Annotated in this window: 20 protein-coding genes and 2 tRNA genes; 13 read left to right on the forward strand and 9 right to left on the reverse strand. The window is 60.0% G+C overall.

Annotated elements, in window-relative coordinates:
• The first annotated feature begins 69 nt into the window (after window positions 1-69).
• From QWI18_RS23275 to QWI18_RS23290, 4 genes are all read left to right on the forward strand, one after another.
• Complete coding sequence (locus tag QWI18_RS23275; RefSeq protein WP_065988799.1) at window positions 70-312, forward strand: hypothetical protein; 243 nt, start codon at window positions 70-72, stop codon at window positions 310-312.
• 464 nt (window positions 313-776) lie between these two features.
• Window positions 777-3,461 (forward strand): DNA ligase D, encoded by a 2,685-nt coding sequence (ligD, locus tag QWI18_RS23280; protein ID WP_369319975.1) that lies wholly within the window; start codon window positions 777-779, stop codon window positions 3,459-3,461.
• Between the two features lie 245 nt (window positions 3,462-3,706).
• Entirely contained in the window at window positions 3,707-4,954 is a 1,248-nt protein-coding gene (locus QWI18_RS23285) for a zinc-dependent alcohol dehydrogenase (RefSeq protein ID WP_192130277.1), read from the forward strand.
• A 25-nt stretch (window positions 4,955-4,979) separates the two neighbouring features.
• On the forward strand, window positions 4,980-5,198 hold the full coding sequence (locus QWI18_RS23290) for a PLD nuclease N-terminal domain-containing protein (protein ID WP_192130276.1): 219 nt from the start codon (window positions 4,980-4,982) through the stop codon (window positions 5,196-5,198).
• An 82-nt stretch (window positions 5,199-5,280) separates the two neighbouring features.
• On the opposite strand, the gene QWI18_RS23295 is transcribed toward QWI18_RS23290, so the two are convergent.
• Window positions 5,281-6,138 (reverse strand): SDR family oxidoreductase, encoded by an 858-nt coding sequence (locus tag QWI18_RS23295; protein ID WP_192130275.1) that lies wholly within the window; start codon window positions 6,136-6,138, stop codon window positions 5,281-5,283.
• Between the two features lie 444 nt (window positions 6,139-6,582).
• Here QWI18_RS23295 and QWI18_RS23300 point away from each other — a divergent pair, with 444 nt between their 5' ends.
• Both QWI18_RS23300 and QWI18_RS23305 read left to right on the forward strand, forming a co-directional pair.
• A complete protein-coding gene (locus QWI18_RS23300) occupies window positions 6,583-6,963 on the forward strand; it encodes a RidA family protein (protein WP_192130274.1) in 381 nt (126 codons plus the stop codon).
• Between the two features lie 122 nt (window positions 6,964-7,085).
• Window positions 7,086-9,080, forward strand: a complete 1,995-nt coding sequence (locus tag QWI18_RS23305; RefSeq protein WP_192130273.1) for a U32 family peptidase — start codon at window positions 7,086-7,088, stop codon at window positions 9,078-9,080.
• Window positions 9,081-9,135: 55 nt separating this feature from the next.
• Here the strand turns inward: QWI18_RS23305 and QWI18_RS23310 are convergent, their stop codons facing one another.
• A complete protein-coding gene (locus QWI18_RS23310; RefSeq protein ID WP_369319976.1) occupies window positions 9,136-9,465 on the reverse strand; it encodes a hypothetical protein in 330 nt (109 codons plus the stop codon).
• Window positions 9,466-9,750: 285 nt separating this feature from the next.
• On the opposite strand from QWI18_RS23310, the gene pcsA reads away from it, so the two are divergent.
• A complete protein-coding gene (gene pcsA / locus QWI18_RS23315; RefSeq protein WP_065988791.1) occupies window positions 9,751-10,470 on the forward strand; it encodes a phosphatidylcholine synthase in 720 nt (239 codons plus the stop codon).
• Between the two features lie 96 nt (window positions 10,471-10,566).
• On the opposite strand, the gene QWI18_RS23320 is transcribed toward pcsA, so the two are convergent.
• Window positions 10,567-11,028: an Lrp/AsnC family transcriptional regulator gene (locus QWI18_RS23320; RefSeq protein ID WP_192130271.1), complete on the reverse strand. Its 462-nt coding sequence runs from the start codon at window positions 11,026-11,028 to the stop codon at window positions 10,567-10,569.
• 206 nt (window positions 11,029-11,234) lie between these two features.
• On the opposite strand from QWI18_RS23320, the gene QWI18_RS23325 reads away from it, so the two are divergent.
• Entirely contained in the window at window positions 11,235-12,395 is a 1,161-nt protein-coding gene (locus tag QWI18_RS23325; protein WP_296310529.1) for an aminotransferase class V-fold PLP-dependent enzyme, read from the forward strand.
• 458 nt (window positions 12,396-12,853) lie between these two features.
• Here the strand turns inward: QWI18_RS23325 and QWI18_RS23330 are convergent, their stop codons facing one another.
• Window positions 12,854-13,273: a hypothetical protein gene (locus QWI18_RS23330; RefSeq protein ID WP_244656862.1), complete on the reverse strand. Its 420-nt coding sequence runs from the start codon at window positions 13,271-13,273 to the stop codon at window positions 12,854-12,856.
• Window positions 13,270-17,970 (reverse strand): RHS repeat-associated core domain-containing protein, encoded by a 4,701-nt coding sequence (locus QWI18_RS23335; RefSeq protein WP_369319977.1) that lies wholly within the window; start codon window positions 17,968-17,970, stop codon window positions 13,270-13,272. The genes QWI18_RS23330 and QWI18_RS23335 overlap by 4 nt, the downstream gene beginning before the upstream one ends.
• A gap of 443 nt (window positions 17,971-18,413) precedes the next feature.
• On the opposite strand from QWI18_RS23335, the gene QWI18_RS23340 reads away from it, so the two are divergent.
• The 3 genes from QWI18_RS23340 to QWI18_RS23350 all read left to right on the forward strand — a co-directional run bounded on the left by QWI18_RS23340 (window position 18,414) and on the right by QWI18_RS23350 (window position 21,461).
• A complete protein-coding gene (locus tag QWI18_RS23340) occupies window positions 18,414-18,758 on the forward strand; it encodes a YggL family protein (RefSeq protein ID WP_065988787.1) in 345 nt (114 codons plus the stop codon).
• Between the two features lie 377 nt (window positions 18,759-19,135).
• Window positions 19,136-20,602 (forward strand): D-alanyl-D-alanine carboxypeptidase/D-alanyl-D-alanine-endopeptidase, encoded by a 1,467-nt coding sequence (gene dacB, locus QWI18_RS23345; protein ID WP_369319978.1) that lies wholly within the window; start codon window positions 19,136-19,138, stop codon window positions 20,600-20,602.
• Between the two features lie 226 nt (window positions 20,603-20,828).
• Window positions 20,829-21,461, forward strand: coding sequence for a DUF5666 domain-containing protein (locus QWI18_RS23350; protein ID WP_369319979.1), 633 nt, complete (start codon window positions 20,829-20,831; stop codon window positions 21,459-21,461).
• A 126-nt stretch (window positions 21,462-21,587) separates the two neighbouring features.
• Here the strand turns inward: QWI18_RS23350 and QWI18_RS23355 are convergent, their stop codons facing one another.
• The 3 genes from QWI18_RS23355 to QWI18_RS23365 form a co-directional block, all read right to left on the reverse strand.
• Window positions 21,588-21,932, reverse strand: coding sequence for a hypothetical protein (locus tag QWI18_RS23355; protein WP_065988783.1), 345 nt, complete (start codon window positions 21,930-21,932; stop codon window positions 21,588-21,590).
• Window positions 21,933-22,025: 93 nt separating this feature from the next.
• Window positions 22,026-22,583 (reverse strand): DUF4174 domain-containing protein, encoded by a 558-nt coding sequence (locus QWI18_RS23360; protein ID WP_369319980.1) that lies wholly within the window; start codon window positions 22,581-22,583, stop codon window positions 22,026-22,028.
• Between the two features lie 254 nt (window positions 22,584-22,837).
• A tRNA-Val gene (locus QWI18_RS23365) sits at window positions 22,838-22,914 on the reverse strand.
• A gap of 313 nt (window positions 22,915-23,227) precedes the next feature.
• On the opposite strand from QWI18_RS23365, the gene QWI18_RS23370 reads away from it, so the two are divergent.
• Window positions 23,228-23,551, forward strand: coding sequence for a hypothetical protein (locus QWI18_RS23370; RefSeq protein ID WP_065988781.1), 324 nt, complete (start codon window positions 23,228-23,230; stop codon window positions 23,549-23,551).
• Between the two features lie 169 nt (window positions 23,552-23,720).
• A complete protein-coding gene (locus QWI18_RS23375; RefSeq protein WP_065989058.1) occupies window positions 23,721-23,948 on the forward strand; it encodes a hypothetical protein in 228 nt (75 codons plus the stop codon).
• Between the two features lie 112 nt (window positions 23,949-24,060).
• On the opposite strand, the gene QWI18_RS23380 is transcribed toward QWI18_RS23375, so the two are convergent.
• Window positions 24,061-24,137: transfer RNA gene (locus QWI18_RS23380), tRNA-Val, on the reverse strand.
• Window positions 24,138-24,315: the final 178 nt, after the last annotated feature.

The following is a 24,315-nucleotide window of genomic DNA, read 5'->3' on the forward strand; positions in this document are numbered from 1 at the left end:
GCCTTTTTCATGTCTGTCAGTGTGTGATCAAGCAATCCGCGCCTGCCCCCCTATAACGTGAGGCCCGACATGAGCAATGCGACCCGCAATCAAATGGCTGTTGTCCTCAATCAACTGGACGAACTACGCGGCAGCGTTAACGAACTGTTCCGGCTTGAACTGGCCGAAGTCACCGAGCTGACCGGCCACCAGACGGTGGACGATAAACAGAGCATCGCCCAATGCTTTGCTACGCTGGAAGCGTCTATCGTGGACATGGAACAGACCCTGGCGATGCTGGCGGAAGCAACGGAGCAGCGTGGGGCTGTATAGCGCGTCTACGCTCTATGCCAGGCCGTCGATTTTGCGGTGTCTTGGCCGACGCCTTCCCGGCTAAAGCCGGTCCTACTATCAGACCGCGCTGCACCCGTAGGACCGGCTTCAGCCGGGAATTGGCCCGTTCAGGCGCCGATATTGTACGGTGTGCCACTTGACGCCTTCCCGGCTAAAGCCGGTCCTACTATCAGACCGCGCTGCACGCGTAGGAACGGCTTCAGCCGGGAATTGGCCCGTTCAGGCGCCGATATTTTGCGGTGCCACTTGACGCCTTCCCGGCTAAAGCCAGTCCCACTATCGGGCCGCGCTGCACACGTAGGACTGGCTTCAGCCGGGAATTGGCCCGTTCAGGCCCCCCCATTGTTGCGGGTGTCAGGAGAGGATCGACCCCGATACCGGAACTCCGTCCCCGCCGCGAACTCTGCGTTTAACAGACACAGGCTGCAGGCTGAGGGATTTCCATGAGTGCCGGACTGGACGAATACAACCGCAAGCGCGATTTCGACGCGACGCCCGAGCCGTCAGGCAGCGCGAAGAAAAAACGCGCTTCGAGCAAAAAAGCAGCCCATGCCCTGCAGTTCTGCATCCAGAAGCATGACGCCTCCCGCCTGCATTACGACTTCCGCCTCGAAATCGATGGCACGCTGAAAAGCTGGGCCGTGCCCAAGGGCCCCTCGCTGGACCCGGCAGCCAAGCGCCTGGCCGTGCACGTTGAAGATCACCCGGTCGAATACGCCACCTTCGAGGGCAGCATCCCCGAAGGGCATTACGGTGCCGGCGACGTCATCGTCTGGGACCGCGGCGTGTGGACACCCCTCACCGACCCTGCCGAGGCCTACGCCAAGGGCAAACTCAAATTTGAACTGCAGGGCGAGAAGCTCGGCGGCGTGTGGAACCTGGTCAAGACGCACATTCCCGGCAAGCAGGAGCAGTGGTTCCTGATCAAGCATCAGGACGAATTTGCCCGCCCGGAAAGCGATTACGACGTCGTCAGGGAACTGCCCGACAGCGTGCTCAGCGAGCGCACCCTGATCCCTAAAAAACGCGGGAGCAAAACGGCGGCAACGTCAAAGCCTGACAAGCCCAAAGCGGTAGAGAAAGTCCCCGCCCCCCGGAAGAAATCCGCCAAGGCGCAACTGGTCGGCGCCGAACCTGGTGATATCCCGGATCTCATCAAGCCCGAACTGGCCACGCTGGTGGAGTCCGCGCCTGAGGGCGACTGGCGCTACGAGATCAAGTTCGATGGCTACCGGGTCATGGCGCGAGTCGCCGAGGGCAACGTGCAGCTGTTCACCCGCAATGGCCATGACTGGACGCACAAACTGCCGCACCAGGCCGACGCCATCGCCGGACTGGGCCTTGAATCGGCCTGGCTCGACGGCGAGATGGTCGTCGCCAACGACGAAGGCGTGCCCGACTTCCAGGCCTTGCAGAACGCCTTCGAGGCCGGTCGCAGCGGCAAGATTATTTATTACCTGTTCGACATGCCCTTTCTCAACGGCATGGACCTGCGCGAAGTGCCGCTGGAACAGCGTCGCGCCGCGCTGTCCAAGGTGCTCGAACGGACCGACGACGAGGTGCTCAGGTACTCCGAAGACTTCGCCGAAGTGCCGGAAGTCCTGCTCAACAGCGCCTGCCAGATGAAAATGGAAGGCCTGATCGGCAAGCGCGCCGGCAGCCCTTACCTGTCACGCCGCAGCGGTGATTGGATCAAGCTCAAGTGCAAGCGTCGCCAGGAATTCGTCGTCGTGGGCTACACCGATCCCAAGGGCGCGCGCAGCAAATTCGGCGCATTGCTCTTGGGTTTGCACGATGCCGACAGTGGCGAGTTGAGGTACGCAGGCAAGGTCGGGACCGGTTTCAATGAAGCGACATTGGGCACGATCTACGACCAACTCACGCCGCTCCACGGCAAGAAGGCTGCGGTGGTCAATCCGCCCACCGGCTTTGAAGCCAAGGGCGTGCACTGGCTCAAACCAGTGCTGCTGGCCGAAGTGGCGTTTGCCGAGATCACCAAAGACGGATCGGTCCGGCACGCTGTTTTCCATGGCCTGCGCACCGACAAGCCTGCGGAGTCGATCACCGAGGAGCTACCGGCGCCGGCGCCATCAACCGATCAAACGTCGAAGCCCGGGCAGGCGTCAGACGTGCCAGAAGCGCGATCAGAAGACACGCCAAAACCTGCGACCCCGCGTAAGCGTGCGAAGGCATCCAAACCTGTCAACGCCGAAGAAGGTCCGCGTGAGTCCGACGCCGCCGACACCCGAACAGGCAAGATTCGCCTGACCCACCCCGAGCGGGTGATCGATCCCACCAGCGGCGCGACCAAGCGCGACCTCGCCGATTACTACATCCGCATTTCCGAATGGCTGCTGCCGCAACTGTCCCAACGCCCGGTGGCGCTGGTGCGGGCACCGGAGGGCATCGGCGGCGAGCTGTTCTTTCAGAAAAACGCCGACCGCCTCGCCATCCCCGGCATCGAGACCATGGGCAAGGAATACACCGGCCATCCGGTGATGCTGATCAACAACATCGAAGCACTGATCGGTGCGGTGCAGATGAGTGCCATGGAGCTGCACACGTGGAACGCCGTCGCCAAGAACCTTGAGCGGCCGGACCGCTTCATACTTGACCTCGACCCCGATCCGGCGCTGCCCTGGAAAACCATGGTGGAAGCCACGCAACTGACCCTCGCTGTGCTGGATGAACTGGGGCTCAAATCGTTCCTGAAAACCAGCGGCGGCAAGGGGATTCATGTGGTCGTGCCGTTGACACCGAAAGCGGACTGGGACGCCGTGAAGGATTTCAGTCATGCCATCGTCAAGCACATCGCCAGGCTGCTGCCGGAGCGGTTTTCGGCGGTGGCCGGGCCGAAGAACCGCATTGGCAAGATCTTCATCGACTACCTGCGCAACGGGCTCGGCGCCACCACGATTTGCGCGTACTCGGTGCGCACCCGGGAGGGCCTGCCGGTGTCGGTGCCGATCTATCGCGAAGAACTGCTGGAGATCAAAGGCGCCAACGCCTGGGACATTAACACCGTCCACGAACGTCTCGCCGAACTGGACAGCGACCCGTGGGCGGACCTGGGCAAAACACGCCAGACCATCACCCCCGACATGCGCAAGCGGGTCGGGCTTAAATAACCCATCTGCGACGCGGGCTTCCTGTAGGACCGCGATGACGTAGTAGGACCGGCTTCAGCCGGGAAAGGGTCGGCAGCCACACTGCAAAGATGATGGTGTCTACACAGGCCCCTTCCCGGCTGAAGCCGGTCCAACCGGCACCAAACGCACCGCTAATCCCCCACCGCTGCAAAGTCCTGAACTAAACCCCTCGCTGTCTGCTCCGCTACTTAGTTGCCCCTAATAAATCGCGGAGAAAAACCACAATGAGAGCACTCACCTACCACGGCGCCCATGACGTGAAAGTCGACACCGTCCCCGATCCGGTCATCGAACAGGCTGACGACATCATCCTGCGCGTGACCGCCACCGCAATCTGCGGCTCCGACCTGCACCTCTACCGCGGCAAAATCCCCACCGTCGAACACGGCGATATCTTCGGCCACGAATTCATGGGCATCGTCGAAGACACCGGTTCAGCCGTGACCGCCGTGCAGCGCGGCGACCGAGTGGTGATCCCCTTCGTCATTGCCTGCGGCGAATGCTTCTTCTGCAACATGGACCTGTACGCCGCCTGCGAAACCACCAACACCGGTCGCGGCGCGATCATCAACAAGAAGGCCATTCCACCGGGGGCTGCGCTGTTCGGCTTCAGCCACTTGTACGGCGGCATCCCTGGCGGCCAGGCCGAATACGTGCGCGTGCCGAAAGCCAACACCGGGCCGTTCAAGGTCCCTGGCACGCTGTCGGACGAAAAGGTGCTGTTCCTCTCCGACATCCTGCCCACCGGTTACCAGGCGGTCCTGAACACCGGCATCGGTCAGGGTTCGAGTATCGCCATCTACGGCGCGGGTCCTGTGGGGCTGATGGCTGCGGCCGTGGCCCGGATGCTCGGCGCCGATCAGATCTTCATGGTGGACCATCACGCTTACCGGCTGGCGTACGCCCAGGCCACCTACGGCGTGATCCCGATCAACTTCGATGAAGACGACGACCCGGCCGATACCATCATTCGTCAGACCAAGGGCATGCGCGGTGTGGACGGCGTGGTCGATGCGGTGGGTTTCGAAGCCAAGGGCAGCACCACCGAAACCATTCTGACCAACCTGAAAATCGAAGGCAGCAGCGGTAAGGCGCTGCGCCAGTGCATTGCTGCCGTGCGCCGTGGCGGCGTGGTCAGCGTGCCGGGTGTGTACGCCGGTTTCATCCACGGCTTCCTGTTCGGCGATGCGTTCGACAAGGGCCTGACCTTCAAAATGGGCCAGACCCACGTGCAGCGCTACCTGCCGGAATTGCTGGAACACATTGAAGCCGGCCGTCTCGCGCCCGAAGCGATCATCAGCCACCGCATGTCTCTGGAGCAGGCCGCTGAAGGCTACAAGATTTTCGACAAGAAACAGGAAGACTGCCGCAAGGTCATCCTGACCCCCGGCAGCCCGGAAATCCCTTTGGCTGCATCCGTGACCGAAACTGAAACGGGTACTGCAACGGTTACCGGCATCCCCGCCATGTGATCCCGCGCGGACCGAGGACAATGAAATGGACACGGTGTTCTCGGCCGCCCTGGTGGTCTTCATCCTTCTGATCGACGTGTGGGCCATCGCCAGTGTCTGGCGCGGCCCCGAATCGCCCTGGACCAAAATTGGCTGGGTGGTGCTGATCTTCATCTTCCCAGTGGTCGGCGTTGCTATCTGGGGCATCGCCGGGCCACGAGGCATCGCCAAATCCCCCACGTCCAGGGTACGCCGCAGGGGCTGAAGCGCTGTGAGGGCTGCCTCTTTTGCTGCGCGGCGAGCAGGCGCGAGTCCTGGGCGCGACGCAGCAGTCCATCCATGATCAGTTACAGGATCGGCTTGCCGCCGGTCACCCCATAACGTGTGCCCGAAATGTAACTGCCTTCGTCGGAGCCCAGCAGTACGTAGATCGGTGCGACCTCCACCGGCTGACCCGGACGGCCAAGTGGCGTTTCCTCGCCGAAGCTTTTCACGTCTTCGTCGGTCATGGTCGACACAATCAGCGGCGTCCAGATCGGGCCGGGCGCGACGCTGTTCACGCGAATGCCGCGCTCACCGAGCAACTGCGCCAGGCCAGCGGTGAAGTTGGCGATGGCGCCCTTGGTGGCCGCGTACGGCAGCAGCGTTGGCTTAGGCGAATCGGAATTGACCGAACTGGTGTTGATGATCGAACTGCCCGCAGCCATGTGGGGCACCGCCGCCTTGCAGATGCGAAACATCGCGGTGACGTTGATATCGAAGGTTTTCACCCATTCCTCGTCGGAGATTTCCTCAAGAGATGCGTGGGACATCTGGAACGCGGCGTTATTGACCAGCACGTCGATGCGGCCGAACTTCCTCACCGTTTCATCGACGATGGCCAGGCACTGCGCCTTCTCGGCCAGATCGCCCGGCAGCAGCAGGCACTGACGGCCCGCCTCCTCCACCCAGCGTGCGGTTTCCTTGGCATCTTCGTGTTCATCGAGGTACGAAATCGCCACGTCAGCGCCTTCACGGGCGTAGGCGATAGCGACTGCACGGCCAATGCCGCTGTCGCCGCCGGTGATCAGCGCAATCTTGTTGCTCATGCGGCCCGAGCCCTTGTAGCGGGTCTCGCCGCAGTCCGGGTAGGGGTCCATTCGGCTCTGATCGCCAGGAACAGGCTGCTGTTGAGGCTTGAACGGCGGTTTCGGGTAATCAGTCATGGGGCTCTCCTTGAAATGTTCCAACCCAAACGGTCAGCGTTAAAAGTGGACTGAACGACCGGGGACGAGTTCGGAGTTTTTTTGCAGCGGCCCTGCTCGACGATTCGCCAGATGCTCCAGCGCCGGGGTTGATTGTTCCCGCAACGGAAACACTGTATTGCGAAATGATAGCTAGCTAACGGTTAACCTCACTGCTAGTTTCAATGACGTTGAATCCGCCGATTTGACAACCCCCCCGGAGCCGCCTTCACGTCAGAGATAACGTGACGGCGGCTCGCTTTTTGTGGACAGCCCCAGGCGCATTGGCACGAATTTTCTGATCGGACCCCTGCTCACTCGGCCGGCCACCGCGCTGTCAAGCCTCCCTTTTCCCTTCCGAGTCGGACATCATGGCCGTCGGCCGTTCCTGGCCGGTCATCCACACACTCGTAGAAGAGAACGCCCATGGCCAACCACGACATCACCTTCACGCCGGATCCTGACGCCGATTCCATCTCCTCGGACGTCGCCGGTTTCGGCGGTCTGCTGGTTTCCACGCAGATCCCCACCCGGGCCGACGGCAGCCTGGAACTGGGCGGTATCGTCGAGCAGAGCGAATGCACGTTGCAGGCGTTGAAAGGGGCACTGGAGCGGGCCGGCAGTTCCATGGACCGCGTGCTCCACCTGACCATCTACCTCACCGACATGGCCGATCGGGCCGCATTCAACGAAGTCTACACACGCTTTTTCGCCAAACCCTGGCCTGTGCGCGCCGCAGTGGGCGTCGCCGCGTTGGCCGTCGAAGGCATGCGCGTGGAAGTCACGGCGATGGCCGCCAAGGCCTGATCACGCGGGTTTCCGGCGCCCCCAGCCCACGGGCGGGCGCCATCGGGCAGCAGACGGGTGCCGGTCAGGCGTTTCGCCGCTACAATGCGCGCCTTGACCGTGACCGTGCCGACTAAAAAAATATGTCTCTGCCCAAACATCACCTGGAATTGCTCAGCCCTGCCCGCGACGTGGCCATTGCCCGCGAGGCCATTCTGCATGGCGCTGACGCGATCTACATTGGCGGCCCGAGCTTCGGCGCGCGCCACAACGCGGCCAACGACGTCAGCGAAATCGCCCAACTGGTCGAATTCGCCCGCCGCTACCACGCCCGCGTCTTCACCACCATCAACACCATCCTTCACGACAACGAGCTGGAGCCGGCGCGCAAGCTGATCCATCAGCTCTACGACGCTGGCGTCGACGCGCTGATCGTGCAGGACCTCGGCGTGATGGAGCTGGACATTCCGCCCATCGAGCTGCACGCCAGCACCCAGACCGACATCCGCACCATGGAGCGGGCACGCTTTCTCGATCAGGCCGGTTTCTCGCAGCTGGTGCTGGCCCGTGAGCTGAACCTCCAGGAAATCCGCGCCATCGCCGACGAAACCGATGCCGCCATCGAATTCTTCATTCACGGCGCGCTGTGCGTAGCTTTCTCCGGTCAGTGCAATATTTCCCACGCACACACCGGGCGCAGTGCCAACCGTGGCGACTGCTCCCAGGCCTGCCGTCTGCCCTACACGCTGAAAGACGATCAGGGCCGCGTGGTTGCCTACGAGAAGCACCTGCTGTCGATGAAAGACAACAACCAGAGCGCCAACCTGCGCGCACTGGTGGATGCCGGCGTGCGTTCGTTCAAGATCGAAGGGCGCTACAAGGACATGGGCTATGTGAAGAACATCACGGCCTACTACCGTCAGCGTATGGACGAGATCCTCGAAGACCGTCCGGACCTGGCCCGCGCCTCCAGCGGCCGCACCGCGCACTTCTTCCTGCCGGACCCGGACAAGACTTTCCACCGGGGCAGCACCGACTATTTCGTCACCGACCGCAAGGTCGACATCGGCGCGTTCGATTCGCCGACCTTCACCGGCCTGCTGGTCGGCGTGGTCGAGAAAGTCGGCAAGCGTGACTTGCAGGTGGTGACCCATGAGCCGCTGTCCAACGGTGACGGCCTCAATGTGCTGGTCAAGCGCGAAGTGGTGGGTTTCCGCGCCAACATCGCCGAGCCAAAAGGTGAGTTCGAAGAAGACGGCGAGAAGCGCTACCGCTACCGCGTCGAGCCGAACGAGATGCCAAAAGGCCTGCAACTGCGGCCCAACCATCCGCTCAGTCGCAACCTCGATCACAACTGGCAACAGGCTTTGCAGAAGACCTCGGCCGAACGCCGCATCGGCCTGTCATGGGTGGCGCGCCTGCGTGAAGAGCGTCTGGAACTGGTCGCCACCAGCGAGGAAGGCATCAGCGCTCGCGTCGAGCTGAACGGCCCGTTTGGCGTCGCCAATAAACCGGAGCAGGCGCTGGAGCAGCTCCACGATCTGCTCGGCCAGCTCGGCACCACCGAATACCACGCGACTGCCATTGAGCTGGACGCGCCGCAAGCGTTCTTCATTCCGAACTCGCAACTCAAAGCGTTGCGCCGTGAAGTCATCGAGACCTTGACCGCCGCTCGCATCCAGGCGCACCCGCGCGGTGCCCGCAAGCCGGAAACGTCGCCGCCGCCGGTTTACCCCGAGGCGCACCTGTCGTTCCTGGCCAACGTTTACAACGAGAAGGCGCGGCACTTCTATCACCGTCACGGCGTGCAGTTGATCGACGCCGCGTACGAGGCCCATGAAGAGAAAGGCGAAGTGCCGGTGATGATTACCAAACACTGCCTGCGCTTCTCCTTCAACCTGTGCCCCAAGCAGGCCAAGGGTGTGACCGGCGTGCGCACCAAGGTCGCGCCGATGCAACTGGTCCATGGCGATGAGGTGCTGACGTTGAAGTTCGATTGCAAGCCGTGCGAGATGCACGTGATCGGCAAGATCAAAGGCCATATTCTGGGCCTGCCCCAGCCGGGCAGCGGCGTGCAGGTGGTGGGGCATATCAGCCCGGCTGATCTGCTGAAGACCATCCCGCGCGGGGCGCACTGATCCTGCTATCGCGTTGATTGCTCGCGCTGTACCTCCAGGGCCGCAGCGCGGTCAGTCAGCGCCGTGCGACTTCGTGCTTGATGCAACCTTCGTAATACACCTGTTTGACGCTTTCCGGCCGCAGCCTCGAAGGGCTGTCGTAAGTCTGCTCGGTAATGCCCAGGGCACTCATGCGCATCCATTGCTGGGCGAAATGCTGGGCCTGCATCTTCTTGCGGGCGCCGTACAGCGTCAGGCCGGACAGTTTGTATTGTTGAGCGGTACCGGCCATCACCGCGCCCCAGGTGCAGAGGTCGCGTTCGTTCTTGTTTGGACTGCGCGCGAAGGCCTGGGAAGTCACCGTTATGAGCACGCAGAAGGTCAGTAGAGTCTTGAGAAATGACATGCGATTCCTTGCCTAAGTGACTGATCAGGCGTGGATTCTGACGAGGTACGGCGCCCATCGGGGCCAGCATATTGCCTTTTTTGTTTGTCAGCCGACCAATGACACCTGCACCCCTGCGCTCCACGGCACGGCGTCACATTTGAGTAACGAAAGCCTGCGCCGCCTGCTACCGTGTAGGGGTTACGTATGAACCTTATCGACCGATCCCCGGTCGATAGATGCACCTCTGGTTCCGTCACCGTTGTTGTCCCCGACCGAACCCGCTTATTTCCAGAAGGACCGTCCATGATTCCGATTCAACGCATCGCCTGGCTCAAGGCCTGGGGCGCCCATGGTTTTACCGCCACGGGCGTGGTGCTCGCCTTTCTCGCGACCATTGCTCTGTTCGACAACCAACCCAAGGCGTGCCTGCTCTGGCTGGGCTTCGCCCTGATCGTCGATGGCGTAGACGGCTCCCTGGCGCGCAAGCTGAACGTGCAGTCGGTCCTGCCGCACTTCGACGGCTCGGTGCTCGACCTGGTGATCGATTACCTGACCTACGTGTTCATTCCCGCCCTGTTCATCTACCGCTACATCCCGCTGCCGGAATACACTCTGCTGCTGACCACCTCGATCATCCTGGTGTCGTCGCTGTTCTGTTTCTGCAACGTCGAAATGAAAAGCAAGGACAACTACTTTCAGGGCTTCCCCGCCGCCTGGAACGTCGTCGCCCTGTGCGTCTACATCCTTTCTCCGGCGCCATGGCTGACTTTCATCACGGTGATCTGCCTGGCGCTGCTGACGGTGACACGCATGAAGTTCCTGCACCCGTTCCGCGTCCGCCGCTTCATGCCCCTGAACATCGCAGTCACTGCCGTGTGGTTCTTCTGCAGCTTCCTGCTGGTGATGAATCATCCGTACAACGGATCGGTGGCCCTGTTCGTGTGGCTGGCCATGTCAGCGTACTTCCTGGGGATCTGCATCTGGCGCACGTCCATGGAATGGATCGACAAAGCCCGCGTCTGATTCAACAGACGACTTTCCTCGACGCATAAAAAAGCAGCCCTCTTCGGAGGGCTGTTTTTTTTGCGCAGAATTTGGATGAAGCGTGCTGATGCGGGTTTACAGGGTGTAGCTCAACGGCAGCTGTGTCGTGGACTTGATCTGCTCCATGGCGAAGCTGGAACTCATGTCAGTGATGCCCGACAACTGGATCAGCTTTTTGTAAACGGCATCGTAGCCAGCGATGTCCGGCACCACGATCCGAAGCATGTAGTCGGTATCGCCCGCCATGCGGTAACACTCCACCACTTCGGGCAGCGTGGCGATCAGATCATGGAAACGACCCAGCCACTGGGCGTTGTGCTGATTGGTTCGAATGGCGGCGAACACCGTTACTGCGACGTTCAACTGCGCCGGGTCAAGCAGCGCGACTCGCCCGCGAATCATGCCCTGCTCTTCGAGCTTTTGTACGCGACGCCAGCATGCGGTGCTGCCGAGGCCGACGCTGTCGGCGATTTCTGCAATCGGGCGGGTGCAGTCGTTCTGCAGAATGCTCAGGATGGCCTGGTCGAATTTGTCCATGGAACGCGCGGTGGCCTCGGTAAATTCATATGCCGGGAAGCGATAAGGATAGGCCAGAAAGGCAAGCTGATAAAATGATATTCCCTTTAATGAGCCTTTGATGGAAATTAATTCTAATCCGAGGGCAAATCTCCGTTGAGGAATCAATTTTTTTTCACCCTGACGCTAGTAGTATTTTCGGCACGACGGACAGCGCAGAACTCCCCATGAAAACACTCCCTTGTTATTTCGATTACGCCGCCACCACCCCGGTCGATGACCGCGTCATCCAGGCCATGGTCACCTGCCTCGGCCGCGAAGGTACCTTCGGCAACCCGGCCTCCAGCTCCCACGCCTACGGCAATCAGGCCCGGCAGTCCGTGGAGTTGGCGCGCCGTCAGGTTTCAGAACTGGTGGGTTGCAGTGCCGATGACCTGGTCTGGACCTCAGGCGCGACCGAGTCCAACAATCTGGCGATCAAGGGCATCGCGCTCAACCCCAACAATGGCGCCCGCCGCCACCTCATCACCAGCACACTCGAACACAAAGCCGTCATCGACACCGTTCGCCAGCTTGAGCAGGCCGGTTGCCCGGTGACCTGGCTCGAACCCGACAGCCGCGGCCTGATTCACCCCAACGCCGTACGCGAGGCACTGCGAGATGACACGCTGTTGGTGTCGCTGATGCTGGTCAACAACGAACTGGGCACCGTCACCGATATCTCGACCATCGGCCAAATCGTGCGTGAACACGGCGCCCTCTTCCACGTCGACGCCGCCCAGGGCGCTGGCAAACTGGCGATCGACCTGAGCGCATTGCCGGTGGACCTGATGTCCTTCTCCGCGCACAAAACCTACGGCCCGAAAGGCATCGGCGCACTCTACGTCGGCGACCGCGCGCGATCGCTGCTCGAAGCACAGATGCACGGCGGCGGCCACGAACAGGGTTACCGCTCCGGCACCCTCGCCACCCACCAGATCGTCGGCATGGGCGCGGCGTACGCACTGGCCAGCGCCGAAATGGACGAAGAAGTCGCGCGCATCGCTGCGTTGTCCGCGCAGTTGCGCAAAGGCCTGCTCGGCCTGAGCGGCGTAAGCCTCAACGGCGATCCCCACCAACGCGTTCCCCATACGCTCAACGTCTGCATCGACAGCCCGGGGTTTAACGTTGCCAGCCTGGCGAGCGAACTGGCGGTTTCTTCGACCTCGGCGTGTAACTCCGCGAGCAGCAGCGTTTCTCACGTGTTGCTGGCGTTGGGGCTGAGTAAAGCCCAGGCCGGGAGCAGCTTGCGGTTAAGCCTGGGGCGGTATACCGAGGTGGGTGATGTGGAGAAGGCGATCGCAGTGATTGCCGGGAAGTTGACTGCGCCGGCGGCGACGTTTTGGTAGGAAAGTGGGTTGATCGTAAGGGGACGATTATAAGGGGACTGATTTATTTACAGCGCTTCACCGTAAATTAATCTGTCCCCGATAGCGGAAGGGGTTAAAGGTTCAAAAGGTCTCCGTCCCCTTTAACCCCTCAAGCCACAGTGAATTTTGGTCATAATAGCTTAAGCGTGCATCGTAATTCGCCTCGGTCTCGGAGATGCAATCTTTCAAGTAAACAAACTCTTGATCTGCTCGGACGCAATACTCACTCGCCCTCAGATCGCTCATAAGGCAGCGGGCGGTAAGAACATTAGGAAAAACCAATCTATATTCGTGACTCATGAGCCGTGCGGCCTCCCTCGAACTGTGGGTAAATCGATGGGGTTACGGATGTCAATATGACTTTCACTAGTTCAAGGGGTCCGTCCCAATAAGCTATCGTAGGCAGCCCGCCTTAATACGAAAGAACCCAAAGAGCATTACTCCCTACGTCTATTTTTATTTTTAGTCTCTTCAAGGTTGTATTCTGCTGCGCGAGCAACATGCTTGTTTTGATCATTAAGTAGTCTTTCCAATATTGTAATTGGTGCTTTTTTGTTGGCGGCCACTGCGATGCGTACAACGTAGCTCTCATCCCTAGATAGAACTTCGAAGAGCGCCGGTGACAGCTTTCTTTTTGCTGCAACGAACTGCCGGACGGTGCTATCAAACTGGCATAGCTCTTCTAGGATCTCTAATGGTACATTTTTATTATGCGAAACCCATCTTCTGTAATTCGGGTATCTTTTTATTACATCTCGCCATACCGAAATCGGGGCCTCCTCAGTTGCAGCTCTATCGTATTCACTTTTGATGGAGCTACTCCGTAAAGCAATAAACTCCTCAGCAGATGTAATCATTTTTCATCCTTACACTTCAAAGATTTAAAACTAATATTCTTTCCGACCCCACTTTTATGCTTGTTCATATGGTCTCCGTAAATGTCAGTGTCCGCGAGCCACTCGCCAGATTCGTCGTAGACTTTCCAAGCACTTTCACCATGGCCTGTCTTATCTACTGACCACCACTGCTGTTTTTTAGGATCTAGGTAGTATTTCGCATAACCCACGCCAGGGACATTACCCTCGCAAACCCTGTCGTACCGATTTACCTCCCATTTTTTTCTGCATGCGCGTTTACAGTTTTGGTTAGGCTTATCAGACTTAGGCTTTCGCCCCGGTCCAACGGCCGAACTTGCCAGCCCTAACGGATCGACCCAGCTGATTGAGTTCGGCCCGTATTGGTAGATGTTCAGTCCACCTAGATACCCAATCGGGTCCTCGCTAATGAACCGCCCGACCCTTGGATCATAGTATCGATGCCGGTTGTAGTGCAGGCCGGTTTCGTGGTCGTGGTATTGGCCTTGGAAGCGGATCGGGTTGGTCAGGCCGACTTGTTGGGCGAACTCCGAACGGTTTTCCTGTGCTTCGCCCCACGCTTTGTATTGTGCGCTCCAGGCGGTATTGCCGTTTTGGTCGGTGATTTCCTGGGGCGTGCCGAGGTGGTCGCATTGGTACCAGGCCAGCGCATCAATCGGCAGCGCCACCGGTTTGTAGTTCCAGAGCGGGTCTTCTTTGAAGTTGTAGCGCCCTTCGTAAGTGGGTTGGCTTACGAGGCGGATGGTTTCGTGGCGGATGGCCTGGGCCACCGGGACGAAAGTGCCCGGTTCATGGATGTAGTGGACGGTGCGGCCGAGGGCGCCGGCGTATGGCGGCGGGCTGCTTTCCCAGGCGAGGGTGTCACCGTCCCAGCCGTACAGGGTGAAGCCGCAGCCGAGTTCGCGCTCTTTTCGCGCGTGTTCGTTTTCGTTCCAGCCGGTGCCGGCTTCAGGACGAGGTCGGTAGTGAGCCTTTGAGAGTTTGTAGAGGCGACGTCCCAGTGGGTCGTAGCCGAAGTCGACAGCCAGGCGTGGATCTCGGAAATGCACGAGGCGATCAAAGAGGTCCCAGTGCAGTTCGCTGCGCAGGCCGTTGGTCCAGCGCTCAGTCTGGTTACCGCGTTCGTCGTATTCGTAGTGGTTGCCGGCGTAGTCGCGCAGCAGGTTGTCGACGAGTTTGTTTTGAGTCGGCTTGGGGTCTAGTGGACGGCGGACGGGCTCGGCAGTTTCGTTGAGCAGGTTGCTCGCTGGGTCGAAGGCGAAAGTTTCGATGCCGAGGCGGCTGGTGGCGCTGAGCAGGCGGCTAACGGGATCATATTTATAAGCGAGAGGACCGCGGCGACTGTCGTTGATGTCAGTGAGTTGGCCGGCGGCGTCGTAGGTATAGGCGCGCTTGATCAGGGTGGTTTTGTCGTCTGCTCGTCCTAGCAGTTGTTCTTGGAGGCGTCCCGCCGGGTCCCAGCTTTGGGTTTGCAGGAGTTGGTTGCCTTGGTGGCGGGCGACTTCGCGATGGAGGTCATCACGCTCGTAACTGAGCAGTTCGTGCTCGTCGAGCTTCATACCCAGCAAATGACCGCTGCCGTAGGTCAGCCAACTGACGCGATGTCCGTCCGGTCTGATAGTCGCGACGCGGTGGTTAAGCGGGTCGTACTCGTGCTGCCAGACGGCGACCAGCGGTTCTATCAGGCTGGTGTAGTGCTGATGTTCGCGCAGCAGATTGCCGGCCGGGTCATGAAACCATTGCAGCTTGCTGACGGCGTTGGTCGCCATGACCAGATGGCCATTGCCGTCGTAGGCGAAGGTTTCGCGCTGGGACTGTTCGCCGAGGGTGGCGCGGCGTTCGGTCAGGCGGCCCATGGGGTCGAAGGTCAGCGCGATGGTGCGTTGGCCGTCGATGGTCTCCGCAAGGCGGCCGGTTTCGGGATCGTACTGATAGCGGGTGGATCGCCCGTCGAAGCCGCTTTCTTGCAGCAGCCGGCCCACCGGGTCGTAGTGAAAGTGGGCGCGGCGTTCGTTTTCGTTTTCCAGCGCAACGAGACGACCAAGTTTGTCCCAGCGGTAACGCAAGGTTTGCTCGGCAGCGTCGACGCGTTCGGCGATAAAACCGGCGGCGCTATAACGCCAGGTGGTGCAGCGTTCAAGGCCGTCCGAGTGGGCCAGCAAACGACCTTCGGCGTCGCGGCTAAAGCGTTCTTCGGTCTTGTCCGGATGCTTGATCAGGACCAGTTGACCGGCTTTGTATTCGTACGTCGTGCTATGCCCAGCAGGATCGGTGAAGCGAACCATTTGGCCGCGTTCGTCGTATTCCCAAGCGCTGACCTTGCCCGAGCAGTCGGTGTACTTAACGAGCTGTCCGGCGTCGTTGTAGGCCAACGCTTTTGTATTGCCGTTGGCGTCCTTGATCGCAGTAGGAAGACCAAACGGGTTGTAGGCGTATTCGGTAACGTTCTCTAGCGGATCGATCGCCTCAACCAAGTTTCCGCGAAGGTCATAGTCCCGTTTCCACAAGCCACCCTCGCCATCGCTGATCTTGATCAGGTGGCTCTTATCGTCGTACGCGTAATTCATCACGCTGTGATCAGCGCGGGTGTGTTCGGTCAGATTGCTGAGCTTGTCGTAACGATACCGGTCGGTACTGCCGTCGGTGTGGACGTGGCGAATGATGTTTTTCGCCTGATCACGAAAGAACCACTCAGAGCGCCCGTCGGCGTGGCAGATGCGGTACGTGTAACCGAGGCTGTCGTAGTAATGCCGGGTTTCGTTACCGAGGGCATCAGTGACAAAGGTCAGGCGGATTTTTTCGTCCCACGCCAGCCGCGTGTCGAAACTTCCGTCGTCGGCCCATTCGCGTACGGCCTTGGCATCCGGGCCGGAGCCTTGCCATTGCAGGTTCAGACCGCGATTGGTGCGGTCGGTGTAGCGCGTAATCAGGTGATCTTGATACTGATAACGCCATGTACCGCCGTTCTCATCCTGAGCCAGAACAAGGTCACCAAAACCATCGTACTGATACGCACACAGTTGGCGTTTGACGTCGCCATCACGTATTTCCCAAAGGCCCGTCAGACGCCCTTGATCATCAATCAAAGTGCCCAGGCGAAGATGGACTTTGTTGACGTCTTTTTCCGAGTAAGTCACCAACTCGGAAAGAACCATCTGATCACCGTGCCGATGCTCGTGATGCAGCATCAGCCCGGCGCCGTTGGGCAAAACCTTGTTGATCAGAACAAAACGGCCACCCCGCCGAACATAGGTTTCCCTGTGTTCCAGGCCACGCATCAGCACTAACCGGTCCTTGCTGAGGCGAACGACGGTTAGATTTTCAATGGCGTTGAAGTGAAACAGCTTGACCTTGGGAAGAGGGAATTCATGGCTGCGACCGTCGGCATCGTGGAAGACCAGACCATCACCCACACAATCAAACCGCGTGGTAAACGGCGTGACCCAGCGTGCGCCGATAACGCCCTCATCGTAAGCATCCAGACTCGAACAGTAAGCCCGCGTCCACTCAATGGGAAAAGGCCCCGGCAAGCTGAAGTCCGTATGACTGACCGACTCCGAGCCCATCGCAAAACTGATGCTGTTCCGCGTCGCCGCACACGCACACTCACAAGGACACGGGCACGCACATTTCTTCCGCTCGTTAGGCCGACCCTTGGCAGGCCTCTCGTGCTGAACAACTTCGAGCTTGCCTTCGCCGGCCCGGCGCTTGGCCTGATTAACCATCCCCGGCTTGATGTTGAAAGACTGCCCATGCCCGTTGCGCGCCCGCCAGGAGACCACTGCACCCGCCAAAGTCTGCAGCAACGCCCCAATCGAGTTCTGGACCCCAGGATCCGCCAGACCATTAATCTGGGTCCGAAGCTCGGAGCCCATGGCACGCAGCGCTTTGGCCTGCCTGCGTACCGGGTCTTTCAGCACCTCAGGCACAAGATGTTCGACGGTGCCGTTGACGATGTGTTGGCCGGCAGCGATGTAAACGTCGGCAACCGCGATGAAGATATTGGAAATCGCGCCTTTGGGATCGTAGTCCCACTGCTGGCGCCCCTCGCTGATCAGCTCCACCGCCTCAAGCAGCGTGCCCTCGGCATCGAGATCGCCGTTGATCACGCTCTCCAGGCCCTTGGCGATCTCGTTCAACACGCCTTCGCCCAGTTTCCCCGCAGCGTCGAGAATCCCGGGAAGCTTGCCCTGCGCCTGGGTCACGAAGTCATCAAGCGTCCCAACGATGTCCGCATTGAGATGCCCAATCAGCACCTCAATCAGCGAATCCCCAAGCACCAACTTGCCCGCCTGCCGCATCTCCTGACGCACCAGAAACAGCGTCGGCCGCAGGCTCATTCGCGCTGCCGCCATGGTCGGCGGAATCGGCAAGACGCCAATCAGATTGATGCCCAGACTCACCCAATCCAGCGGATCGCGCGTCTCACTCGTCGCCAGCCGAACGATGTCATTCAGCGCATCAACCAGCGCCATGATGTTGCCCACCACCGGTAGAAAACCGGCAGCGCTCTTGATCCGCTCAAGCGAAACAACCCCGCCGCTGATGTCCTGCAGCCAGGCATCGACATTGGCCGCGCCGGCCCCGACGTCCTCAAGCTGGATCTGATCAAGCGGCACAACCGCCACTTCAGGTTCGCGTTTCTCACCACCAACGGGCAGATTTAAGGGGGTCGCCAAGGATGCTCTCCGTGCTCAAAAACCATCCGAAAAGGCGTGAATGCCAATCCGGGGGCGACGGAGATATCAAAGGCTATGCCAGCTATAAATTAGCCAAACAAAATCAACAGCTTAAGAGAAACAACGGCAGGTTTAAGCGAACGCTCAACCCGAAAACAAAGAACAAGTGCGCAAGAAGTTGCGCACCCCTGTGCAACTTCTTGCCCACTCGTCTGCACACCACGAACGACGTGGCCTCCAACCCATCAATCACCCTTTCTCATAAAACGAGTGCGCAACTTTTTGCGCATCATGGCTATGAGTCGCCCCAAGTCTCTCTACGCCAGCCCCCCTCAAACCCCGAGCGCAGTCAGAGATGAGAAAAACCCTGATCAGCATCAAGCAGGCGCCGCCAGGACGAAGCTGATAGACTGCGCCCCGAAATTACTTAAGAGGAACGCTTCATGGCCACTAACCGCTCCCGTCGTCTGCGCAAAAAACTCTGTGTCGACGAGTTCCAGGAATTGGGCTTCGAACTGAAGCTGGGCTTCAAAGAGGACCTGGATGACGAGGCCATTGATGCTTTCCTCGACGCTTTCCTGACAGAAGCCATGGACGCTAACGGTCTGGACTATGTCGGCGGCGACGACTTTGGCCTGGTCTGCCTGGCCAACCGTGGTTCGGTCAGCGAAGAACAGCGCGCAGCTGTCGAAGCCTGGCTCAAAGGCCGCAGCGAGCTGACTGAAGTTGAAGTCAGCCCTCTGCAGGACGCCTGGTACCCGGAAAAGCCGATCAACGCGGCTGTCTGATCAGCGGGCGGGCCTTCCCGCCGAGCTGATACGGAAAAAGCCATCCCCCGGGATGGCTTTTTTGTGTCCGGGATTCAAGCATTCACGCGCCAGAAAACGTGTCCAGCTATCACCCATCGCACTGCCAGGTGCAAAGCCCAGCCAGACACAGGCAGAGAAATTCACGGTTTAACGTGACTTTAAATGGGCAAGCGCAAAAAATAGCGCGGTTTGACGGCTGTACCCCGGCGCAAGTCACGAAAGCTTGGGGCATAATGCCGCTTTACCGAAACGCCAGTGTCACGCCCTGCTATCGGGCATTTTCTGGCGGTTCGTTCACAGTGCGAGGGAATTCACCCCCTCTTCATCTCCGTGTTTGCTGCAGTAGGGTTTATTGAATGATCAAGTCTTTGCGTCCGCTGTTTATCGCCACCCTGCTTTTGCCCCTCTCATTCCCCATCGCCGCCGCTCCCATCAACACCGCCCTGCCTCCCAAGGTCCAAGAAGCACTCAAAGCCAGCAAGCTGCAGAACGATGCGCTGTCGCTGGTGATGCTCCCGGTCAGCGGCCCCGGCACCCCGACTGTTTTCAACGCCGATGTGTCGGTCAATCCGGCCTCGACCATGAAGCTGGTGACCACTTACGCCGCGCTGGAAATGCTCGGCCCGACCCATCAGTGGAAAACCGAGTTCTACACCGACGGCACCCTCAGCAATGGCGTTCTGCGCGGCAACCTGTACCTCAAGGGCGGCGGAGATCCCAAGCTGAACATGGAACGCCTGTGGCTGCTGATGCGCGATTTGCGGGCCAACGGCGTGCAGCAAGTGACCGGTGATCTGGTCCTGGATCGCAGCCATTTCGTGCAACCGCAGCTGCCAGTGTTCGACGACGATGGCAACGACAAGAACAAGCCGTTCCTGGTGCGTCCCGACTCCTTGATGGTCAACCTCAAGGCCTTGCGTTTCGTCACCCGCAACGACGGTGGCAAGATTCTGGTCTCGGTGGAGCCGCCCATCGCCGCCATCCACATCAACAATCAGGTCAAGGCGCTGTCCTCCAGCAAATGCACCGGCGACGTGCTGTACAACCCGGTACCGGAAGCCGATGGCGGGATCACCGTAACGGTATCCGGCCAATTGGGCGACGGCTGCAATTCCCAGACGTATCTGTCGCTGCTCGACCACCCGACCTATACCGCGGGCGCCGTGCGTGCCATCTGGCAGGAACTGGGCGGGACCATTCTCGGCAAGGACCGTCTGGACGTGACGCCAGGCAGCGCCAAGCTGCTGGCCAGGGCGTTCTCGCCGGATCTGGCGGAGATCATCCGCGATATCAATAAATTCAGTAACAACACCATGGCCCAGCAGCTGTTCCTCAGTCTGGGCGCTGAGTTCCGCAATGAAGCCGACGGTGACGATGCCAAGGCCGCGCAGCGTGTGGTGCGCCAGTGGCTGGCCAAGAAAGGCATCATCGCAACGCACCTGGTGATGGAGAACGGTTCAGGCCTGTCCCGCGCCGAACGGGTCAGCGCGCGGGAAATGGCGCAGATGCTCCAGGCAGCGTGGAACAGCCCGTTTCAAGCCGAATTCATGAGCTCGCTGCCGCTGGCAGGGATGGACGGCACCATGCGTAAACGCCTGAAACGCACGGCCCTGCGCGGTGAAGCCCACATCAAGACCGGCACATTGAACACCGTTCGGGCGATCTCCGGATTCAGCCGCGACAGCAACGGTAACACCTGGGTCGTCGTGGCAATCCTGAACGACCCGCGTCCGTGGGGTGCGTCTTCGGTACTGGATGAAGTGCTGGTCAGCCTGTACAACCAGCCGAAACTCGCGAGCACGTCGATTTCCCTTCAGCAGTAATCCCCCGCGCCGTGCTGTGCGAAGTCGTTCGACGACCGGCGCACAGCCTGGCCGCAACCTTCCTGCCCCCCCGCCCTACGCCAACTCCGGCAAACCGAGCATCTGCTTGCGCAGGTCCACCGGATGCGCCGATGCCAGGCCCCGCTTGCTGACGCCGATGTCATGCACTTGGACGGGCACTACCGCTATGCTCAGTGCTCAGCCCATCACAGGATTCGCGCTGCCAATGAAGACGTCCAGAACCCAGCCCCTCCGCCACGCCCTTCTCCTGTCCGGATTGCTCGGCGCACTGCTGTCGGCAGCGCTGCCCGCCCACGCCGAAGACGGCAAACCCACCCGCGTGCGCGGCGCCATCACTGCGGTCGAAGGCGATTCGCTGAAAATCCACAGCAATCGCGGAGAGGACCTGCAGGTTGCGTTGACTCGTGATACACAGATTCGTGGCGTGACCCTGGCGCAAGTGTCGGAAATCAAACCGGGCAGCTACATCGGCTCCGCGGCGGTGCCGTTGCCGGACGGTTCGCTAAAGGCGCTCGAGGTGCATGTGTTTCCGCCGGCCATGGCGGGCACGGGAGATGGCCATCGGGCTTTTGACCTGACGCCGGACAGCACCATGACCAACGGATCGGTTGGCGATCTGGTCGCCAGCAACGGACGCACCATCACGGTGAACTACAAGGGTGGGCAAAAGAAGATCGTCATCCCTGACGACGTGCCGATCGTCAACCTGGTGCCCGGCGATCGCAGCTTGCTCAAGCCCGGCGTGAAGGTGGTGCTGCAAGCGCAGAAAGGCGCGGCCAACACGCTGACCGCGCTGTCGATTTCTGCCGGGGAAAATGGCGTGACTCCGCCGATGTGAAGCAGGCGATGTCAAAAGCCGAGGTAAAGCGGCCAGGGTGAATCGTCTGTGTTGCTCAAAGCCTGCGCGACGCCGGGACATGATAGAACCGGTCAGCACGCGCAGGTCAGTGAATGCAGGCTCGATTCAGAGGCAGGTTGCGAGCACCGCGCCACGCTGCTCAACCACTTTGGCGCCCGGCTTGGCGTAGAAGTTGACGTTGGTCATGCCCGCCTTGCCCGCCACATCAGCGAAATACTCGCCTTCGGTGGTGTAGACCGTGAACGCGCCAGGATCCCCTTTGGCCATGAACACGTCAGCTACATCACCGAACAGCTGGACGTTGGCCCAAGTGACCTTGATGCACTCGGCAACGGCAACCGCAGGCTTCTGACTGGTGTAAACCTGCGCCGGCCCTGCCGAGCGCGTCTGATTCAAGCTCATGCAGCCAGACAGCATGATCAGTGCCACAGCGCCCGCCCAATGTTTCATGCCAGTCCCACTCATCAAACGTCCCTTTCGGTGAAAAAGGAGCGATGTTACCAGCAACGCCAAGCGAGCCCCATGGGTATGGCGTCTGAGCGGTTAATCATCCAGCCCGGCAGGCGGTGCAGCGGGCGCGGCCTTGCCAGGCTTGGCCGGCTTGCCCGACGGCGTTGCGGCCTTCGGCTCGGCGACCGGCGCAGGAGCCGCAGCGGCGGCCGCCTCTTTCTCAGCCATCGGCATCTGGTCGATGGTGCTGAAAATCTCCTTGGGATCGATGGGGCCGTTGTGGATCATTTTCTTCTCACCGTCCTTGCCCACCAGGATCACCTGAGCCTGCTTGTCTGTCTGAGCGCCAAGCTTGAGCTCGCGAACCAGCGCCATGGTGGTCTGGGCATCGAGGTCCTTGCCGCCACGCTGACCGACCATGTTAATGATGGTGTAAAGGACCATGTCACGCTTGGCGAAACCCTCCTTGTTGGCGCTCTCATCCAGACTTTTTTTCAGACTCACCAGCGTCGGGTCCACCGAACTCGATGCGATGACGATCAATGGACGGTTCTTGCCGCGCTCCTGAGACAGTGGGCCATCACCGTCGGCAGCCAGCAAGGGGCTCGACAGGGCGAACAAAACGGCAAGGGTCAACGACCGGCTAAACATACACACCTCCTCTGGATTTCCATGCACTGATGATCGCGCATCATGGGAAAAGGTCCAGACGGTAGCGGGAAAAAAAACGGATTTTTTCGCGGCTCGGCATGGTACGTAAGCGTCAAATCGGGCTGAAGCGTCCGGCCATAGGGGCTATGGCTGATTCAGGCAAGGCTGGCATGACTTAAAAGTTTCAGGCAATAAAAAAGGGCGAATCTTTCGATTCGCCCTTTTTTGTTACCGCCCAGCAGAGCGGATTTGTTTGGTAGGCGCGATTGGACTCGAACCAACGACCCCCACCATGTCAAGGTGGTGCTCTAACCAACTGAGCTACGTGCCTGCTGTGGGTCGGCATTCTACGGATATTCAAATAGCTGTCAACGTCTTTTTCGCCCAGTAAGCCTATGAATATGCAAATTATTTCCCCGGCACATCGACACGGACGGATTGACCTGACACGGCCCCTGTCGATCAGCCAGACCCGGCGGTCAATCCCCTGACACACAGGCTGATCTTCGCCACCCGGCTAGATCGAATGAGCGGTATCCCGCCAATGACGCCCCCACCAACATGCCGCTTGTCGCCGTGATGGCACTTCGGACAAGGTTCAGATGCCGAATGGGGACAAGGAACCAAGACACGGAGATCACCTGATGAACAGATCACTTGCTGCATTCACGCTGGGCTGCGCGCTGTCCTGCACCTCCCTTGCTGCGCTGGCTGGCGCGACATCGCCGGACATGGGTCCGCCGCCTTCGCAGACGGGCATCGATCCGCGCGTGCAGGGCAGCGACCCGGCTCGCCAGGGTGCTGATGTGGACGCGCAAAACAAGAAGGGCATCAGCATTGGTGGCGGCACGTCAATGAGCAATGGCACCGGCAACAAAGACGATGCGGATTTGCCCGGTGGCGATACCACGACGGGCGGCGGCAGCAAGGGCTCGGGTTCGTCGAGCGCGGGCGGCGCGGGCGGCTGAAGCATCACCCACGCATGAGCCGTGACACGAGGCATCCAAGGGCGCTTGAACAGCGCCCTTTTCGTGCCTGGTGGTCGTGGAAGGCCATCGTGCTTTGATATAGTGCGTCGCCGCCGCGGCTGAATCAGAGGCGCGGGCCCGGCGGTCATCAACAGTGGAGAGCGGCACCGTGGGCATGAAAAAATCAGCGCTGGAACTCAAGCGTGACCTGAGCGGCATCGCGGCCAATCTGGAAAGCACCGCTGGCGAAATCAGCCGGTTGGCCGAACGTGTCAACGATGTGGACGTAGTCGCCGTGCTGCACTTGATGAATCAGCAGTACAAGGATGCTGACCGGCTGCGCGCCTATGTGGACGAGATCAGGGCGGGCCGCATTACCCGCGCCAAGGGCGAGTGACCGGTCAGCCATAAAGGACCGCACGCCTGACGTCATTCGGATTCGAGCACAAAAAAAGGGTGACCCTCTCGGGCCACCCTTTTTTGTCACCGCCCAGCAGAGCGGATTTGTTTGGTAGGCGCGATTGGACTCGAACCAACGACCCCCACCATGTCAAGGTGGTGCTCTAACCAACTGAGCTACGTGCCTGCTGTGGGGCGGCATTCTACCGAGATCCGCATCGCTGTCAACTTCGATTCAGCCCTAAGCCCATGAATGTCCAAGCTATTTGCGCCGGCACTCTCGAATCGGTCTGAGTAGATGCGCCTGTGCCTCGATGGCCGCTGCCTTGCCAGCGTCTCGTCGACACCGCAAAGCTGCGGCGGTG

The organism is Pseudomonas sp. W2Oct36 (assembly GCF_041060465.1).
Classification (GTDB): Bacteria; Pseudomonadota; Gammaproteobacteria; order Pseudomonadales; family Pseudomonadaceae; genus Aquipseudomonas; species Aquipseudomonas graminis_B.

Bases quoted from the DNA above. Each gene is read 5' to 3' on its own strand.
- QWI18_RS23305 (WP_192130273.1), top strand. From the start codon at position 7,086: ATGTCTCTGCCCAAACATCACCTGGAATTGCTCAGCCCTGCCCGCGAC.
- QWI18_RS23340 (WP_065988787.1), top strand. From the start codon at position 18,414: ATGGCCACTAACCGCTCCCGTCGTCTGCGCAAAAAACTCTGTGTCGAC.
- pcsA (WP_065988791.1), top strand. From the start codon at position 9,751: ATGATTCCGATTCAACGCATCGCCTGGCTCAAGGCCTGGGGCGCCCAT.
- QWI18_RS23355 (WP_065988783.1), bottom strand. From the start codon at position 21,932: ATGAAACATTGGGCGGGCGCTGTGGCACTGATCATGCTGTCTGGCTGC.
- QWI18_RS23295 (WP_192130275.1), bottom strand. From the start codon at position 6,138: ATGACTGATTACCCGAAACCGCCGTTCAAGCCTCAACAGCAGCCTGTT.
- QWI18_RS23300 (WP_192130274.1), top strand. From the start codon at position 6,583: ATGGCCAACCACGACATCACCTTCACGCCGGATCCTGACGCCGATTCC.
- QWI18_RS23290 (WP_192130276.1), top strand. From the start codon at position 4,980: ATGGACACGGTGTTCTCGGCCGCCCTGGTGGTCTTCATCCTTCTGATC.
- QWI18_RS23370 (WP_065988781.1), top strand. From the start codon at position 23,228: ATGAACAGATCACTTGCTGCATTCACGCTGGGCTGCGCGCTGTCCTGC.
- QWI18_RS23360 (WP_369319980.1), bottom strand. From the start codon at position 22,583: ATGTTTAGCCGGTCGTTGACCCTTGCCGTTTTGTTCGCCCTGTCGAGC.
- QWI18_RS23275 (WP_065988799.1), top strand. From the start codon at position 70: ATGAGCAATGCGACCCGCAATCAAATGGCTGTTGTCCTCAATCAACTG.
- QWI18_RS23330 (WP_244656862.1), bottom strand. From the start codon at position 13,273: ATGATTACATCTGCTGAGGAGTTTATTGCTTTACGGAGTAGCTCCATC.
- QWI18_RS23310 (WP_369319976.1), bottom strand. From the start codon at position 9,465: ATGTCATTTCTCAAGACTCTACTGACCTTCTGCGTGCTCATAACGGTG.
- dacB (WP_369319978.1), top strand. From the start codon at position 19,136: ATGATCAAGTCTTTGCGTCCGCTGTTTATCGCCACCCTGCTTTTGCCC.
- QWI18_RS23320 (WP_192130271.1), bottom strand. From the start codon at position 11,028: ATGGACAAATTCGACCAGGCCATCCTGAGCATTCTGCAGAACGACTGC.
- ligD (WP_369319975.1), top strand. From the start codon at position 777: ATGAGTGCCGGACTGGACGAATACAACCGCAAGCGCGATTTCGACGCG.
- QWI18_RS23350 (WP_369319979.1), top strand. From the start codon at position 20,829: ATGAAGACGTCCAGAACCCAGCCCCTCCGCCACGCCCTTCTCCTGTCC.
- QWI18_RS23285 (WP_192130277.1), top strand. From the start codon at position 3,707: ATGAGAGCACTCACCTACCACGGCGCCCATGACGTGAAAGTCGACACC.
- QWI18_RS23325 (WP_296310529.1), top strand. From the start codon at position 11,235: ATGAAAACACTCCCTTGTTATTTCGATTACGCCGCCACCACCCCGGTC.